This window comes from Sphingomonas sp. 66-10 (genome assembly GCF_001897045.1).
Lineage (GTDB): Bacteria > Pseudomonadota > Alphaproteobacteria > Sphingomonadales > Sphingomonadaceae > Sphingomonas > Sphingomonas lycopersici.
Genome location: NZ_MKRR01000115.1, coordinates 50,150 through 66,127, shown reverse-complemented (window position 1 = coordinate 66,127; position 15,978 = coordinate 50,150). Strand labels below are relative to the sequence as shown.

Annotated in this window: 18 protein-coding genes; 8 read left to right on the top strand and 10 right to left on the bottom strand. The window is 65.7% G+C overall.

Features of this window, described 5'->3' with window-relative positions:
* The 5 genes from BGN95_RS12310 to BGN95_RS12290 all read left to right on the top strand — a co-directional run.
* Positions 1-328 (top strand): molybdopterin cofactor-binding domain-containing protein (locus tag BGN95_RS12310; RefSeq protein ID WP_286772770.1); only part of this gene is annotated, 328 nt, incomplete at its 5' end.
* A gap of 2 nt (positions 329-330) precedes the next feature.
* Positions 331-1,656 (top strand): c-type cytochrome, encoded by a 1,326-nt coding sequence (locus tag BGN95_RS12305; protein WP_286772769.1) that lies wholly within the window; start codon positions 331-333, stop codon positions 1,654-1,656.
* Positions 1,657-1,697: 41 nt separating this feature from the next.
* Positions 1,698-3,314 carry an NAD(P)/FAD-dependent oxidoreductase gene (locus tag BGN95_RS12300; protein ID WP_265312484.1) on the top strand — a complete coding sequence of 539 codons (1,617 nt, stop codon included), beginning with the start codon at positions 1,698-1,700 and terminating at the stop codon, positions 3,312-3,314.
* Positions 3,311-3,859, top strand: coding sequence for a pseudouridine synthase (locus BGN95_RS12295; RefSeq protein ID WP_286772768.1), 549 nt, complete (start codon positions 3,311-3,313; stop codon positions 3,857-3,859). Before BGN95_RS12300 ends, BGN95_RS12295 begins: the two co-directional genes overlap by 4 nt.
* Positions 3,844-4,224, top strand: coding sequence for a reverse transcriptase-like protein (locus tag BGN95_RS12290; protein WP_265312486.1), 381 nt, complete (start codon positions 3,844-3,846; stop codon positions 4,222-4,224). Before BGN95_RS12295 ends, BGN95_RS12290 begins: the two co-directional genes overlap by 16 nt.
* Positions 4,225-4,237: 13 nt before the next feature.
* On the opposite strand, the gene BGN95_RS12285 is transcribed toward BGN95_RS12290, so the two are convergent.
* From BGN95_RS12285 to BGN95_RS12250, 8 genes are all read right to left on the bottom strand, one after another.
* A complete protein-coding gene (locus tag BGN95_RS12285) occupies positions 4,238-4,705 on the bottom strand; it encodes a universal stress protein (protein ID WP_265312487.1) in 468 nt (155 codons plus the stop codon).
* Between the two features lie 285 nt (positions 4,706-4,990).
* On the bottom strand, positions 4,991-5,575 hold the full coding sequence (locus BGN95_RS12280; RefSeq protein WP_265268180.1) for an RcnB family protein: 585 nt from the start codon (positions 5,573-5,575) through the stop codon (positions 4,991-4,993).
* Positions 5,576-5,685: 110 nt separating this feature from the next.
* A complete protein-coding gene (locus BGN95_RS12275; RefSeq protein WP_286772767.1) occupies positions 5,686-6,495 on the bottom strand; it encodes a family 1 encapsulin nanocompartment shell protein in 810 nt (269 codons plus the stop codon).
* 1 nt (position 6,496) lies between these two features.
* Positions 6,497-7,525 carry a Dyp-type peroxidase gene (locus BGN95_RS12270; protein WP_286772766.1) on the bottom strand — a complete coding sequence of 343 codons (1,029 nt, stop codon included), beginning with the start codon at positions 7,523-7,525 and terminating at the stop codon, positions 6,497-6,499.
* Positions 7,526-7,686: 161 nt separating this feature from the next.
* Positions 7,687-10,008, bottom strand: coding sequence for a TonB-dependent receptor family protein (locus BGN95_RS12265; protein ID WP_286772765.1), 2,322 nt, complete (start codon positions 10,006-10,008; stop codon positions 7,687-7,689).
* A gap of 250 nt (positions 10,009-10,258) precedes the next feature.
* The gene (locus BGN95_RS12260) at positions 10,259-10,525 is read right to left on the bottom strand and encodes a putative hemolysin (RefSeq protein WP_286772764.1); all 267 of its coding nucleotides are present in this window, start codon (positions 10,523-10,525) and stop codon (positions 10,259-10,261) included.
* Between the two features lie 83 nt (positions 10,526-10,608).
* Positions 10,609-11,250, bottom strand: coding sequence for a hydrolase (locus BGN95_RS12255; protein ID WP_179515268.1), 642 nt, complete (start codon positions 11,248-11,250; stop codon positions 10,609-10,611).
* 101 nt (positions 11,251-11,351) lie between these two features.
* Entirely contained in the window at positions 11,352-12,218 is an 867-nt protein-coding gene (locus tag BGN95_RS12250) for a pirin family protein (RefSeq protein WP_286772763.1), read from the bottom strand.
* Positions 12,219-12,332: 114 nt separating this feature from the next.
* Between BGN95_RS12250 and BGN95_RS12245 the strand changes: the two genes are divergently transcribed.
* From BGN95_RS12245 to BGN95_RS12235, 3 genes are all read left to right on the top strand, one after another.
* The gene (locus tag BGN95_RS12245; protein WP_286772762.1) at positions 12,333-13,253 is read left to right on the top strand and encodes a LysR family transcriptional regulator; all 921 of its coding nucleotides are present in this window, start codon (positions 12,333-12,335) and stop codon (positions 13,251-13,253) included.
* Positions 13,254-13,300: 47 nt separating this feature from the next.
* The gene (locus BGN95_RS12240) at positions 13,301-13,744 is read left to right on the top strand and encodes a PaaI family thioesterase (RefSeq protein ID WP_286772761.1); all 444 of its coding nucleotides are present in this window, start codon (positions 13,301-13,303) and stop codon (positions 13,742-13,744) included.
* A 146-nt stretch (positions 13,745-13,890) separates the two neighbouring features.
* The gene (locus BGN95_RS12235; RefSeq protein WP_286772760.1) at positions 13,891-14,847 is read left to right on the top strand and encodes a sensor histidine kinase; all 957 of its coding nucleotides are present in this window, start codon (positions 13,891-13,893) and stop codon (positions 14,845-14,847) included.
* Positions 14,848-14,853: 6 nt separating this feature from the next.
* On the opposite strand, the gene BGN95_RS12230 is transcribed toward BGN95_RS12235, so the two are convergent.
* Both BGN95_RS12230 and BGN95_RS12225 read right to left on the bottom strand, forming a co-directional pair.
* Positions 14,854-14,997 carry a lmo0937 family membrane protein gene (locus BGN95_RS12230; protein WP_179515263.1) on the bottom strand — a complete coding sequence of 48 codons (144 nt, stop codon included), beginning with the start codon at positions 14,995-14,997 and terminating at the stop codon, positions 14,854-14,856.
* A 99-nt stretch (positions 14,998-15,096) separates the two neighbouring features.
* Positions 15,097-15,978 (bottom strand): LysR substrate-binding domain-containing protein (locus tag BGN95_RS12225; RefSeq protein WP_286772759.1); only part of this gene is annotated, 882 nt, incomplete at its 5' end.

Genomic DNA, 15,978 nt, shown 5'->3' with positions numbered 1-15,978 from the left:
TGTCGGGCAGGTCGTCAACCCCGATACGCTCGAGGCGCAGATCCAGGGCGGCGCGACCTTCGGGCTATCGACGGTGCTGTTCGACAAGATCACCTTCGCCGGCGGCAAGGTCGAACAGGGCAATTTCAACGACTACCGCATCCTGCGCATCGACGAGATGCCGGTGATCGAGGCGCATGTCGTGCCGAGCAAGGAAAATATGGGCGGGATCGGCGAGCCGGGCACGGTGGTCACGCAGCCGGCCGTCGCCAATGCCGTCTATGCCGCGACCGGGGTGCAGCTGACGCGCATGCCGATCGATCGCGCGCTGATCGCGAAGGGAGCCTGAGCATGCGGCGAATCCTCACGCTCATCGCCGGCGCGATCATCGTCGTGCTCGGCGCGATCTTCGGCCGCATGATCCTCCAGCCCGGGCCTTATGGCTTCGCCGGCGGCAATCGGGTCGATCTCGCCAGCTACAAGGGCGCCTCGCCCACCGGCGTCCCGGCCGAGCTTGCCGCCGCCGATCCGCGTACCCGCGGCGAATATGTCACCCGCATGGCCGATTGCGAGGCGTGCCACACTGCCAAGGGCGGCACGCCCTTTGCTGGCGGTCGCCCGTTCGTCCTGCCGTTCGGGACGATCTACACCCCGAACATCACCCCCGATCCCGAAACCGGGATCGGCAAATGGACCGACGCGCAATTTCTCACCGCGGTCCACAAGGGCATCGCGCCGGACGGGTCGCGGCTCTATCCCGCTTTCCCCTACGCCTCCTACACCCGGCTGACCGATGCCGATGTGCTGGCGATCAAGAGCTATCTGTTCTCGCTCAAGCCGGTGCGTCAGGCGAACAAGCCCAACACCTTCGGCTTCCCGTTCAACCAGCGCTGGCTGATGGGAATCTGGTCCGCCTTCTTCAACGACGACAAACGCTTCCAGCCCGTCCAGGAGCAGAGCCCGGCGTGGAACCGCGGCGCCTATCTCGTCGAGGCCGCGGGCCATTGTGGCGAATGCCACACGCCCCGCAATCTCCTGCAGGCGCTCGACCAGCGCCAGAAATTCGCCGGCGGACAGGCCGAGGGCTGGAACGCCTATAATATCACCAGCGACCGGATCAGCGGCATCGGCGCGTGGAGCAACGACGAGCTCGCCGCTTATCTTACCACCGGTCACGCGAAGGGCCGCGGGGTCGCCTCCGGGCCGATGCACGAGGCGGTCGCGCTCAGTATCTCCAAGCTGACCAAATCGGATATCGCCGCGATGGTCACCTATCTCAGGACCGTCCCCGCGATCCGCAGCGATCGCCTGCCCCAGCCCGCCGGCCCCGCGCCCGCCTCGCCCAAGCTCGCGTCGATCGACAATCCGGTCGGCAAGCGCATGTTCGAGGGCAATTGCGTCGCCTGCCACGCCTGGACCGGCGCGGGGGCGATCATCGAGGAAGCGCGGCTCACCGGCGTCCGATCGGTCAACGATCCGACCGCCACCAATGTCGCGCAGATGATCCTCAACGGCGCGGGCAGGCCCGGCACCGGGCGGCCTTATATGCCGAGCTTCGCCGATGCCTATTCGGACAGCGAGGTCGCCGCGGTCGCCAATTATGTCACCGCGCGGTTCGGCGCCGCGGGATCGAGCATCACGCCGAAGGAGGTCGCCGCGCTGCGCCGCCAGAACTGAGGCGCTATCGCGCGGCCGGCGTGCAGGCTACAGCGCGGCCGATGCTTCGCCTGACCGAATTGACGCTGCCGCTGCACCACGCCGACGAAGCCCTGCCGGCGGCGATCTGCAAAAGGCTGCGGATCACCCCGCGCGAGTTGATCCGCTATGTCGTCGCGCGTCGGGCGAACGATGCGCGGGATAAGACCCGGATCCAGCTCGTCTATTCGGTCGACGTCAATGTGAAGAACGAGGCCGCGGTACTCGCGCGCTTCCGCAAGGACCGCAACGTCCAGCCGACGCCGGACACCAGCTACAAATTCGTCACGCAAGCGCCCCCCGCGGGCGCGAAGCGGCCGGTGGTGATCGGCGCGGGGCCGTGCGGGCTGTTCGCCGGGCTGATCCTTGCGCAAATGGGGTTCCGCCCGATCATCCTCGATCGCGGCAAGGTCGTGCGCGAGCGGACCAAGGACACCTGGGGGCTGTGGCGGCGCAGCGTGCTCAACCCCGAATCCAACGTCCAGTTCGGCGAGGGCGGCGCCGGCACCTTTTCGGACGGCAAGCTCTACAGCCGGATCAAGGATCCGCGGCACCTCGACCGCAAGGTGCTGAGCGAATTCGTCAAGGCCGGCGCGCCGCCCGAGATCCTCACCGAGGCGCATCCACATATCGGCACCTTCCGGCTGGTCACGATGGTCGAGAGTCTGCGCGAGACGATCGAGGGGCTCGGCGGCGAATATCGCTTCCAGACGCGTGTCGACGGCCTCGATATCGAGACCGGCGCGAACGGTGAGCGCCATATCCGCGGGCTGCACCTTCACACCGGCGACTATCTCGAGGCCGATCGCGTGGTGATGGCGATCGGGCATAGCGCGCGCGATACCTTCGCGATGCTCCAGGCGGCGGGGGTGCATGTCGAGGCCAAGCCGTTCTCGATCGGGGTCAGGATCGAGCATCCGCAATCGTGGATCGATCGTTCGCGCTTCGGCGCCGACGCGGGCCATCCGATCCTCGGCGCCGCCGAATATCATATCTCGCATCACTGCGGGAACGGCCGCACGGTCTACAGCTTCTGCATGTGCCCCGGCGGCACCGTGGTCGCCGCGACATCCGAAGTGGGGCGCGTCGCGACCAACGGGATGAGCCAATATTCGCGCAACGAGCGCAACGCCAATTCGGGGTTCGTCGTCGCGATCGACCCGGCGCGCGACTATCCCGGCGACCCGCTCGCCGGGATCGCCTTCCAGCGGCATTGGGAGTCGCTGGCCTTCGTCGCCGGCGGCTCCAACTATCGCGCCCCCGCGCAGCGCGTCGGCGATTTCCTCGCCGGCCGCCCGTCGGAATCGCTGGGCAGCGTGATCCCCTCCTATCGCCCCGGCGTCACCCCGACCGACCTTTCGCAATGCCTCCCCGCCTTCGCGGTCGAGGCGATGCGCGAGGCGATCCCGGTGTTCGGCCGCCAGATCGCGGGCTACGACCACCCCGATGTGGTGATGACCGGGGTCGAGACGCGCACCTCGTCGCCGGTGCGCTTCACCCGTGGCGACGATTTCCAGAGCCTCAACACCCGCGGGCTGTTCCCCGCCGGCGAGGGCGCGGGCTATGCGGGGGGCATCCTCTCGGCGTCGGTCGATGGCATCAAGGTCGCCGAGGCGGTCGCGCGGAGCATCGCCGCGTGACGCTGATCCTGTTCAACAAGCCCTATGATGTCCTGAGCCAGTTCACCGACCGCGGCACTGAAGGATCGGCGCGGCGCACCTTGTCCGACTTCATCGATGTGCCGGGCGTGTACCCGGCGGGGCGGCTCGATCTCGACAGCGAGGGGCTGCTCTTGCTGACCGACGACGGCCGGCTGCAGGCGCGGATCGCCGATCCGGCGTTCAAATTGCCCAAGACCTATCTGGTCCAGGTCGAGGGCGAGATCAGCGAGACCGCGCTCGCGGCGCTGCGCCGCGGCGTCCGGCTCAAGGACGGGCCGACCCGCCCGGCGGAGGCGGAGGCGATCGCGGACCCGCAATTGTGGCCGCGCGACCCGCCGATCCGCGTGCGCAAGAGCATCCCCGATCGCTGGATCAGCCTGACGATCCGCGAAGGCCGCAACCGTCAGGTGCGCCGCATGACCGCCGCGGTAGGCTTCCCGACTTTGCGGCTGGTGCGCTGGCGCGTCGGCGACTGGACGCTCGACGGTCTGTCGCCCGGGGAGTGGCAATGCCACCCCGCGTAAAGGTCTATTTCGACGGCGGCTACCGCCCTGCCCCGATCGGGATGGAAACCGCGGTGGTGGTGGGCGGGCGCAGCTATCTGCAGCGCGATCTCGGCCCCGGCACGAGCATGGACGCCGAATGGCTGGCGTTGCGCCACGCGGTGCAGATTGCGCGCAACCTGGGGCTGGCGAACCCGCTGTTTGTCGGCGACTCGCTCGCGGTCGTCAGTCAGGCGAACGGCACGGCGAAATGCCGCGGCGCGGCCGCCAAGCACTTCGAGGCGTTGCAAGCGCTGCGCGCTGCGTCAGGCCCGCTGCATATCCGGCATGTGAAACGCGCGCAGAACCTCGCGGGCATCGCGCTGGCCCGGCTCCACGCGCGATAACGAAGCCTTGGTATTACCCGGCCGACGCGGCTGCCAGGTGGCAGTTGAATTCCTCGTCGCTGATCGTGTCGCGCACCACCAGCACGCTGCACGCGACATTGTCGACGATATACCCGCCGTTTGCGCCCGACCACCAACGATCGAGAAACGATTGCCGCCGGTGCCCCAGCACGACGAGATCGATCCCCAGCGGCCCGACCCGCTCCGAAATCAGCCGGACGGGCTCGCCGCGCAACAATTCACCGGTCGATTTCACGCCGAGCTGCCGAAGCCGCGAAAGCCCGAGATCGAGCAATTCCCGGCTGTGTGCGGAGCGCTCCACCGCGCAATGGCTTTCGGCGATGCGCGTGGACGCGGTTTCGGGATCGATGATCAGCAGATGCGCGGTCGCCTCGAACCGCTTGGCGATGAGCGCTCCTTCGCGGAGGGTGACCAGACTTTCCCTTGTCCCGTCGCTCGCGAGCAAAAGATGTTTGTACAAAGGCCGCCCTCCCCCACTTTAAGGCCACGCATCGCGACGCGGCGTCATCACCCCGGACGATTGGGAAAGCAGAGAATCGGCGCGCGGCAACATTCTCAATGCCCTCAAAGCGTTATCTCTAAATCAAATGATATCGGCGATGCGGGATCGACTATTGAGCGAGGGTCGCACGCTGCCGTCGCGATGACAAGCGCCAGGAAAGGGCGGCGCCGTCCCGATTGTGCACCGATTTTTTGCACGGGCGCGCAGGGAGCGGCCGCACGCGCCCGCTCCCGCCCCACAAGATCAGCGGAACGCGCCGTAGATGACGTCGGCGATCCGCCCGGTCCGCGTGTTGACCAGCAGCAGATCCGGCCCATAGCGCACCCAGCGATGGCCGCGCGGCGGCGGTCCGAAGCCATAAGTCGCATAATTGTCGAAATAATAAGCCGACGACAGGAACAGATGCGGCAGGATCAGCCCGATCGTCCAGCGGCGATAATGATAGCCGCGCGGATAGCGGAACGGCTTGGCCGGGATCGGCCGGAAGTTGGGCGGGCGGTGGCCAATGCCGTGCGGCGGGCGCACGACCGGCGGCCGCGTCACCGGCGGCCGGTGGCCGTTGCCCGGGCCGGGGTTCGGCGGACGGGTGATCGGCGGACGCTGGCCATTGCCCGGCCCCGGATTGGGCGGGCGCGTGATCGGCGGGCGCTGACCGTTGCCCGGTCCGGGATTGGGCGGGCGCACGCCGGGCGGGCGCTGCCCCTGGCCGGGACCACCCGGACGGCCGGGCTGCCCCGGAACGGGCTGCACTTGCGGCGCGGCGGCCTGTGCAATGGCGATGTCGGGAACCAGCAACAGGCCGGCGGACGCGAGGGGAAGCCACTTCATCGGCACTCTCCTATTATGCGTCACGGAGCGTACCGATCGTAAGTGTGCGCAGCAAGTCCCTGAAATCGAGCGCGGAAGGCGGCGCCCCGCTGGAGCCGCCGCGCCGCGCCTTATCCCGCCGCCGGAAGGTCGAGGATCACCGACGCTTCCGAGGTCTGCGTGCGATAGGTCAGCGTCTCGAGGATATAGAGCTCAACCGCATCGGCGGTGTGGTGGCGATAGCCGATCGACAGATCCTGCCCGATCGTCAGATCGAAATCGCCGCCGCGCGTGGTGACCACCACCCCGCCCTTGATCGCCGGGCACCAGATTACCTCGCGGTCGACCAGCTTCTCAATATGCTTGAGCACGGGATAGCCGTCATCGCTCTCGCCGGTGAGCTTGCTATAGGGATCGGCACCGAGCACCAGCGCATAGGGGCCACTGACCCCGGCGAGGCGCAGCGCATTGATCGCCTTCTCGACCGCCTCGGGATAGCCGCGAACATCGGCCGGCAAGCTCACTTTGGGATTGCTCGTGACCTGCCGGATGCCGTCGATGCCGGCCTGCGCATAGCCTTCGAAGACGACATGATCCTCGGCGAAGGCGATCGTGCATGCCGCATCCTTGAGCGGCTGCCAGTCGGAATCGTTGGAGCCGCGCTCGACATCGTCGATCGCCTTGCGCGTCAGCTTGAACGGCACGCACAATTCGATCACCGGGGTCACCTCGCGCTGGACGACCTGCAGCCCCTCGCGAAGCGGCGCGACCTCCTTGGTATGGCCGGTGCCGACCGCGGAGAGATCGAACCCCTTGGGACCGATCACGTCGACCACCTTGCGGGCCGCAAGGTAGCGCTTGAGCGTGCGCTTGGCCTCTTCCTCGATCTGGTCCCACGCCGCCGCCGAGATCGGCGCCAATTCGCGATGAAGATTGTTCATGTCAGTCCTCGTCCTTCAGCGATCCAATAGCGAGCGAGCCGTGCGATGCCGGCGCGACGTCCGGCGACGCGGCAGGCGCCTCCGCCGGCGCCGGGCCGTCCGGCGTCACCTCATCCAGAAACGCCGATGTCGGCACAAAGAACAATGTGCCGGTCACGGCGCGGCTGAAATCGAGCAGTCGATCGTAATTCCCGGGCGGATTGCCGACGAACATATTGTCGAGCATCCGCTCGGTGCGGCTCGGCGACCGCGCATAGCCGATGAAATAGGTGCCGTATTCGCCCTTGCCGATCGCGCCGAACGGCATGTTGTCGCGCAGGATATCGAGCTGGTTGCCGTCCTCGTCGTGGATCACGGTCAGCGCATTGTGCGCGAAAGAGGGTTTGACGTCGTCGAGCAATTCGATGTCGGACAGCTTCTTGCGGCCGACGAAGCCCTCTTGCTGCTCGACCGGCACCTTTTCCCATTTCGGCAGATCGTGCAGATATTTCTGGACGATCACATAGCTGCCGCCGGCGAATGCCGGGTCCTCGTCGCCGATGATCGTCGCATCCACGCTCTCCTGCCCCACGGGGTTCTCGGTCCCGTCGACGAAGCCGAGCAGATCGCGATCGTCGAAATATTTGAAGCCGTGCGTCTCGTCGACGATCGTCGCGACCGATCCGATCCGCACCATGATCTGCGCGGCGAGTTCGAAGCACATGTCCATCCGCGAGGCGCGGATATGGAACAGCAGGTCGCCCGGGGTCGACGGCGCGTGATGGACGCCGCTGATCTCGCGAAAGGGATGGAGCTCCTTCGGCCGCGGCGCGCCGAACAATCGGTCCCACGCGTCCGATCCGATGCCCGTCACGCACGACAGATCCGCATCGACATCGCGGAACCTGATCGCGCGGACGATCCCGGACAAATCGGCGAGAAAAGCTTTGACCGTGCCGAGTGCCGCCGGCTCGGGATTGATCGTCGCTACCAGGAAGATCGCCGATCGAGAGAGCCTTGCTGTGACGGATTGGCTTTCGGGGGTCGGCACGAATATTCGCTCCATCAAGCGGCGGGAATTGCGCGTGGTTACGCTATCTCGAACCGCCCCGCCACCTCCTTCCTTTCCAAGGCCGAGGTTGCGGCAGGCATGCGGAAAGACGCGGAACCGGGGCGTATCCGGCTCCGCATCCTTCGAACGCTGCAGACCGGTCAGAAACCCGTCTTGAGCGAGACGAACACTTGCCGCGGCGCCCCGACCAGCAAGGTCTGGTTGTCGCCCTTCTGGGTGAAGCCGTTCGAGCCGATCGTCGCGATATATTGCTTGTCGAGCAGGTTGGTGCCGGAAAGCTGCAGCTCCACCTTACGATCCCCCGCCACCGCGAAGCGCACCCCGATCGAGGCATCGAACAGCACGCGCCCGGGCACCGACTGATCGTTGCTATAGGTGAAATAGCGCTTGCTCATGTAATTCGCGCCGATGCGGCCGAAGAACAGATCGCTGTCATAGGTCACTTCGCCCGAGGCGATATGCCGCGGCGCATCGACCACCGTCTTGTCCTTGATCGGCACCCCGCCGAGCAGCACCTTCTGCTGGGTCAGCGGATCGACGACAAAGACGTTATCCCGATAGCGCGAGTCATTGTAGGCATAGGAGCCGAACGCGCCGAACCCGTTGGGCAGCTTGATCTGCCCGGTCGCCTCGACGCCATAGGAGCGGACCCCGCCGACATTCTGCAGGATCGGCGGATTGCCCTGAATCCCCGACCCGACCGAATAGGCCAGCAACCGGTTGCGGAAATCGACATAATAAGCCGCGATCGAGCCGGTGAAGATGCCGCTGCGGAAACGCGTGCCGGCTTCATAGGTATCGGATTGCTCGGGCTTCAGATTGCCGAGTGCGTTGAACCCGGCCTGCGTCGTCGCGAACGGGCCACTGGTCGCCGAGCCGGTAAAGGCGCGCGTCACCTGGCTGAACCCGCCGAACAATTCGGCATTGGCGCCGAGGCGATAGGTGAGCCCGGCGCGCGGCTGGAACCAGTCGGTCGTCTTGATCTTGCCCGAGGCGAGACTGCCGGCGGTCAGCGGCGTCGCGGTGACACGCACGTCATAGCCCTTCCAGCCGAGGTCGACCGTCAGATTGCCGAGCGCGATCCTGTCGCTGACATAATATTGGAAGGTATCGGTCTGATAGCGATAATCCCATTGCGTGAAGAAGGGCAGCAGCGGGAAATCGAGGCTGTCGCGCGTCGGCACGGTGCGGCTGTCGAGCCCGTAGAAGCGCCGCGCCTGGCGGAAATCGTTGCGCTCGTACCAGGCGCCGACGGTGAGATCGCCGAACCCGCCCAGCGACGTGCCGACCGATCCGAACACGCCCTTGCGGCGGATGTCATATTCGGTTGTGCGCACCGACATCGGCACGCCGGAGGGCGAGGCGACATAGGGGGTGAACCAGATGCCGCGGCCGTGATTGTCGTGATAATAGCCGCGCAGCTCGCCGTGGATCTTGGCGTCCTTCGCGGTCTCGATGCCGACCGAGGCGAGATAGTCCTGCCGCAACCCGGCCGCGTCGTAATAAGCGTCGTCGGGGTTGGCGAAGGGCGCCGGATAGGTCTTGCCCGCCGCCGGATTGGTCGGGGTCACCCCGGTATAGCCGGTGTTCGCACCGACATCCGATACCAGGATTGCGAGCGGATAATTGTTCGAGATATTGTCCCAGCGATAGCCGAGCCGGTGGATCATATCGAGCGACATGTCCTGATAGTCGTTCTCGCGCCGGTCGGAGAAGTCGAACGTGGCGACCAGCCGCAGCCCGCTGTCGCCGAGCGGCGCGACCGCCTTGGCATTGACCTGATTCTGCCGCTGGACGCCCCAGCCCTTCCATTTGTCGGTGGTGAAATGCCCGTAGGAGACATAGGCGCTCGGCCCGTTGTCGCCGAGCGTGCCGGTATCGAGCCGGACGAAGGCGCGCCACGTATTGTCGCTGCCATAAGTGCCGTTGAGCGTCAGCCCCGCCTCTCGCTTCGGATCGGAGGAGATGAATTCGATCGTCCCGCCGAGATTGTTGGTCGCCTGCGTCCCGATCGCGCCCGAACCCTGCGCGACGCGGACCTGCGCGATATTCTCCGAGCTGATCGCGCGGCTGATGTGCAGACCGTTGGTATTGCCGTAGCTGCCGTCGCCGAGCGGAATGCCGTCGAGCGTGAAGCCGAGCTGGTTCTGGTTGAAGCCGCGGATCGAGACGCGCTCGGACCATTCGTAATTGCCGAAGGCATCGGCCGACTGGAAATTGACGCCGGGCAATTTGGCAATCGCCTTCAGCGGGCTGGTCGCGGGCACCACGAGATCGAAATCGCGCGTGCTGATTTCCTGCACTTGTCGCGTTTCGCCGCGACCGATGACGACGATATCGTCCGCCGCCGCCGGCGCATCGGCCACGGCGGGCGCGGCATCGGCGGGGGCCTCGGCAATCGCCAGCGACGGCCACGCCGTGGTGGCGAGCAGCATCATTGCGAACATCGGCTTGCGCGTCATGATTTTCCCCTTGCGCGGGGTCGCGAATGGCCCCGTCTGCGGCGGGGCCTAACCGTCGATCTTTGCAATGCGGCGTCGCTTTTGTTTCAGCAAGACGACAGAATGATGACCGGACAGCGGTGCTTCGACTAAATAACGCTAATGGTGAGCGTTATTTGGTTCACGTCCTCATTAATATAATTTATCCCAGCAAGAAGATAAACTAGGTGGAAAGACCGACCGTCGCCCAAGAATCCCGCGCCGGCATCCCTTAGTTCGCCGGCTTCTTGCCTTCGCTTTCGCGGAAAAGCGCCCATTCCTCGACCACGCGCCCGTCGGGCAGATGGCAATACCCCGTCTCGCCCGCGGTCTCCCGGCGAATTTCCAACTGGCCGCCGAGCCTGATGCAATTCTTCGACGCTGGGTTGGCCATGCCGACCGGTTTCTCTTGCTGCGCGCATCCGGCTACCGCCAGCAACAGCGCAGAAAGTAACGACAATCTCACGGCGGTCCTCCGTCGATGTTCCGCTGTGCTCATTCTTACTTCATCAAGCGGCCGATCTGCAATCGAGCCGTGTCGGCCATATTGCAGATCGCGCGCTTGATTGGATGGCGGCCGGTTTATTCCGCCTTGTCGTAGCTGAACTGGATGCCGGCGGTGCCGCCGGTTTCGATGAACAGGTTGATGAACGCCGGCACCGTGACCAGCCGATTCCAGTCGCGCTGCAATTCGCAGAACAGCTGGACCGTGGAGATCAGCTTGCCGCCCGCCTGTTCGATCCGGCGCAATGCCGCCTCGTGCGCCGTCGACGAGGTGCCGCCGACCGCATCGACCGGCACATAGACCTCATACCCTTCCGCCAGCGCGTCGATTGCGGGGAAGGTCAAGCACGCCTCGGTCCACAGCGCGGTCATGATCAGCTTCTTGCGGCCGGTCTCCTCCACCGCCTTGCGGAATTCGGTGTCTTCCCAGCTGTTGATGCTGGTCCGGTCATAGGTCGGATAGTCGCCGAGCACCTTGCGGATATGCGGCACGGGCGGCTTGTTGAGCCCGGTCTTCACGTTGACGGTCGAATGCACCACCGGCAGGCCGTAAGCGACCGCCGCCTTGGCGCAGCCGACGATGTTGTTGAGCAGCAATTGCCGGTCGATCGAGGCGATCGAATTCACCTGCACCGGCTGGTAATCGATGATGATGAACGCGGCATTCTGCGGCGTCAGCAGGCGATCGGCCTTGGGATCGCGGATCGGGTCACTCGCCATATTGCTTTCCTTCCATGCCCGCGGTGGGAACATCCGGGCGGCGCGGGCCGCCGCACGGGATGAAAAAAAGCCCCGGCGCGGTGAAGCGCCGGGGCCGTCGGTCACGCCGCCTGGGCGAAGCGACCGTTGTTGAAATCGTCGACCGCCTGGCGGATTTCGTCCTCGCTGTTCATCACGAACGGGCCGTAACCGACGATCGGCTCGTCGACCGGTTCGCCGGTCAGCACCAGCAAGGTCGCGTCGCCATCGGCGTGGATCCGTACGCTGTCACCCTCACGGCCGAGCAGCAGCATCTCCGCCTCGCCGAGCGCCTGATTGCCCTCGACGGTGACATGCCCGCCGAGCCCGACGATCATCGCGGTATGGCCTTCGGGCAGATCGAGCGTCAGGTCCGCGTCGCGGCTGAGCTTGACGTCCCACACGTTGATCGCGGTGAAGGTCCGCGCCGGCCCCTTGGCGCCGAGCAGCTCGCCCGCGATCACCCGCGCCGTGCCGGCATTGTCGGGCAGATCGACGGCGGGAATGTCCGCCGCGACGATGCCTTGATAGCCGCCGGGCGCCATTTTGTCCTTCGCGGGCAGATTGACCCACAATTGCACCATGCGGAATCGGCCACCGGTTTTGGCGAAAGCGGGCGAATGATATTCCTCGTGGAGGATTCCGCCAGCCGCGGTCATCCACTGCACGTCGCCCGGCCCGATGATCCCGCCATTGCCGGCCGAATCGCGATGCTCGACCTCGCCGTCATAGACGATCGTCACCGTTTCGAACCCGCGATGCGGATGCTGGCCGACCCCGCGCCGATCGGTGGTGGGCGCGAAATCGTGCGGTCCAGCATAATCGAGCAGCAGGAACGGGCTGATATGCTGGCCGAGATTGTTATACGAAAAGAGCGAGCGGACCGGGAAACCGTCGCCCACCCAATGGCCGCGATTGTTGCCGTAGCGGCCGAGAATTGCCTTGGTCATCTTCTGTCTCCGGGCGGCGATCGCTTTGGCGATACCGCGTCGAGAGCAAGATATGCAGGAACGACCAGCGCGAAAGATTGTCATTTTCCGACGCATCGTTCTATCAACAGAACGATGCAGGACCTGAACGATCTCTATTATTTCGTCCAGATCGTCGACCACGGCGGCTTCGCCGCCGCCGGCCGCGCGCTCGATATCCCGAAATCGAAATTGAGCCGGCGCATCCAGCTGCTCGAGGACCGGCTCGGCGTGCGGCTGCTCAATCGCTCATCACGGCGCTTCTCGATCACCGAGGTCGGCCGCGAATATTACGATCGCTGCGTCGCCATGCTGGTCGAGGCGGAGGCCGCGGATCAGGTCATCGCCGAGCTGCGCGCCGAACCGCGCGGGGTGATCCGCGTGAGCTGCCCGATCGCACTGATCGGCTTCCAGTTCGGCGCGCTGTTCGCCCGCTTCATGATCGAGAACCCGGCGGTCGACATCCACCTCGAGGCGACCAATCGCCGGGTCGACGTGATGGCCGAGGGCTTCGATATCGCGATCCGCGTCCGCTTCCCGCCGCTCGAGCCGAGCGACCTGGTGATGCGCAAGCTCGACACCAGCACGCAATGCCTGGTCGCCAGCCCAGCGCTCGTCCCGGCCGCGCTCGCTTCGCCCGCCGATCTTGCCGCACTGCCGAGCCTCGATCTCGGCCCGCCGCGGCGCGATCATCACTGGCAGCTCGAAGGCCCCGCGGGCGAGACCGCGACGCTGCCGCATCGCCCGCGGCTGGTAACCGACGATATGGCGGCGCTGCGCGAGGCTGCATTGGCCGGGGTCGGCGTCGTGCAATTGCCGACGATGATGATCTGGCGCGACATCGCGGAGGGGCGGTTGATCCACGCGCTGCCACAATGGCGACCGCGCGCCGGCATCATCCACGCCGTTTTCCCGTCGCGGCGCGGCCTGCTGCCGTCGGTGCGCGCGTTGCTCGATTACCTCGCCAACCAGTGCGACGAGCAACGCAGGCGCGCCGACGCCCGGCTCTATTCGTGATCAAGATCGCAGGAGTCCTGACCAAAAAGTTCGGCTAAGGCGATCGAATGACAAGCTTTACCGCCCCCTCCCCGCAAACACTCCGCCTGACCGCCGAAGAGCTGTCGACATTTCTCGATGGTGCGTTCCCCGCCTCGGTGCGGCCGACGCTCGGGGAAGTGGAGCGCCTCGCCCCCAATCACCTGCGGATGCGGCTCGATCCGGTGCCAGCGATGAAGCGCCCCGGCGATATCGTCTCGGGGCCGACGCTGATGGCGCTGGTCGACGTCGCGGCTTACGGCATCATCCTCGCGCATATCGGCCCGGTCGCGATGGCGGTGACCAACGCGCTGTCGATTTCCTTTCTGCGCGCCTGCCGCTTCGAGCCGATCTTCGCCGATGCGCGGCTTTTGAAGCTCGGTCGCCGACTCGCCACGGTCGACGTGCGGATCTGGCAGCGGACCGAGGATCGGCTGATCGCCCAGTCGACGGTCGGCTATGCGCTTCCCTGAGGCAGGCGAAACCGTGCGTCGATAACCTCAAATGCTTGACTCGCGAGAGATTCGCGATCCTATTGGGCAAGCTCCCCTTCCGCAGCGAAGCCGGGAGCAAGGGGTGGGCTGCAGTTCATACGGCCATATCGAAAGCGATGTGACGCATGACACGCATTGGATTCGTCAAACACGCCATTCTCACCGGCACGCGATCCAGGGCCGGGCTGGCGTTGTTCGTCGTGCTGTCGATCGCCGTTCCCACCCTCGTCCGCTTCGGTTTCGAGCCATTGCTCCAGGGGCGGATTCCCTATCTCACCTATTTCCCCGCGGTGATGCTGGCGGGCATTTTAGTCGACTGGCCGGCGGCGGCGATCGTCGCCCTGGGCTCGCTGATCACCAACGACCTGCTGTTCAGGCCGGCGGCGAGCTTCACCGCCAACGAGGCGCTTGCGCGCGAGCTGCTGTTCCTGCTGGTCAGCGCGACGCTGATCTTTTTGGGGCAGACGTTGCGGCGCACCGTCACCGAACTCGATGCCGCCGCGCGGCGCGAGGCGTTTCTCGCGGCCGAGCTGGGCCACCGGTCCAAGAACAATCTCGCGCTGATCGGCGCGATCGCGCGCCGCTGCCTTCGGCCCGATGAATCGGCCGAGGATTTCCTCGAACGATTATTGCCGCGCATCCAGGCGCTTGCTCAGGCGCAGGATCTGCTGACCCGGCGCGACTGCGAGCCGTGCGAATTGCGCACGCTCGTCGAGGATGCGTTGAAGCCGTTCGCCGATCACGGCGGCATTTCGGTCGAGGGACCGGAGACGCCGATTTCTGCGGCCGAATGCACCCCGCTGGTCATGGCAGTTCACGAGCTGGCGACCAATGCATCGAAATATGGCGCGCTCAGCGTGCCCGAGGGGCGGGTTGCGGTGAGCTGGGACGGCGCCGGCCGCGACGGGGTGACGATCGTCTGGCAGGAAAGCAACGGCCCGCGCGTCGAGCCACCGCTGCGCCGCGGGCTCGGCTCACGCCTGATCGATCGACATCCCGCGTTTCGCGCGGTTTCGCTCGAATTCCCACCGGACGGCGCGCGTTGCTCGATCGCGCTCAAGCCCGCCGCGGCGCGGAACTGACCCGGCCTATACCCTGCGGCCGGTGAACAGCTGAACGAGCCCGACGATCAGCGCGATGATCAACAGGATGTGGATCAACCCGCCGGCGACATGAAGGCTGAAACCGAGGATCCACAGGATCAGCAGGATTACGACAATCGTCCAGAGCATCGCGTTTCTCTCCATGTTCTCCGTGTGAAACCCGCGCGAAAACGAAGGGATCGCCCGAAGCGTTCCGTGCGATCGTTTCGCGTGCGACGAACCGCGCGATCAATCGTCCGGTGCGATCTTGGCGAGTTCGGCGCGCGCCTCGTCGAGAAACGCCGAAACGAGCCGCGATCCATGCAGGTTGATCGAAGTGACCGAGGCATATTGGTGGACGATCGGCGGCGCGAAGCTGCGCATGACCAGATCGTCGCGCAGATAGGCGCGCGCGAGCAACCGGTTGACGATCGCAATCCCCACCCCTCGCGCGGCGAGCGCGCAGGCCGAGCCGTGGGTGTGCGTCTCGATCGCCACCGTCGGGCGCAGGCGATAGCCCGCAAACGCCTGATCGACCTGGATGCGCCATTGCCGCCCCGAACCGAGCAGGATCAGCGGCGCGTCGCGTAACAGATCGGGGGTCAGCACCTCATGCGCGGCGAGCGGGTGCCGCGCGGGGAGCACGCACGCCGATCCGCTCGACACCAAAGGCTCGCAACGCAGATCGTCGCCCGCGATCGGCATCTTCATGAAGCCGCAATCAACCACGCGGGTCGCGATCATCATCCGGCTGGTTTCGAGGCTGCGCGAATCGAGGTTGAAGCGCACCCCGGGATGTTTCTGGAGAAAGCTGGCGACGATCGCAGGGAGCACGCCCTCGGCGAAGCTCGGCGGCGCGACGACGCTGAGTTCGCCCGCCGCCGAATTGGCGATATCGTCGGCGAGGTTCGCAACCCGCTGCAACCCGGCAAGCGCGAACTCGACCTCCTCGGCGAGTAGCCGCCCGTCCTTGGTCGGCACGAGCTTGCCGCGATCGCGGTAGAATAGTTCGAAACCGATCGTGCGTTCGAGCTGTGCCAGTGTGCGGCTGACCCCCGGCTGGGTCATCCCGAGATTGGCCGCGGCGGCGGTCGCGGAGCCGGTGCGCATCACCTCCGACAAGGTTTCGAG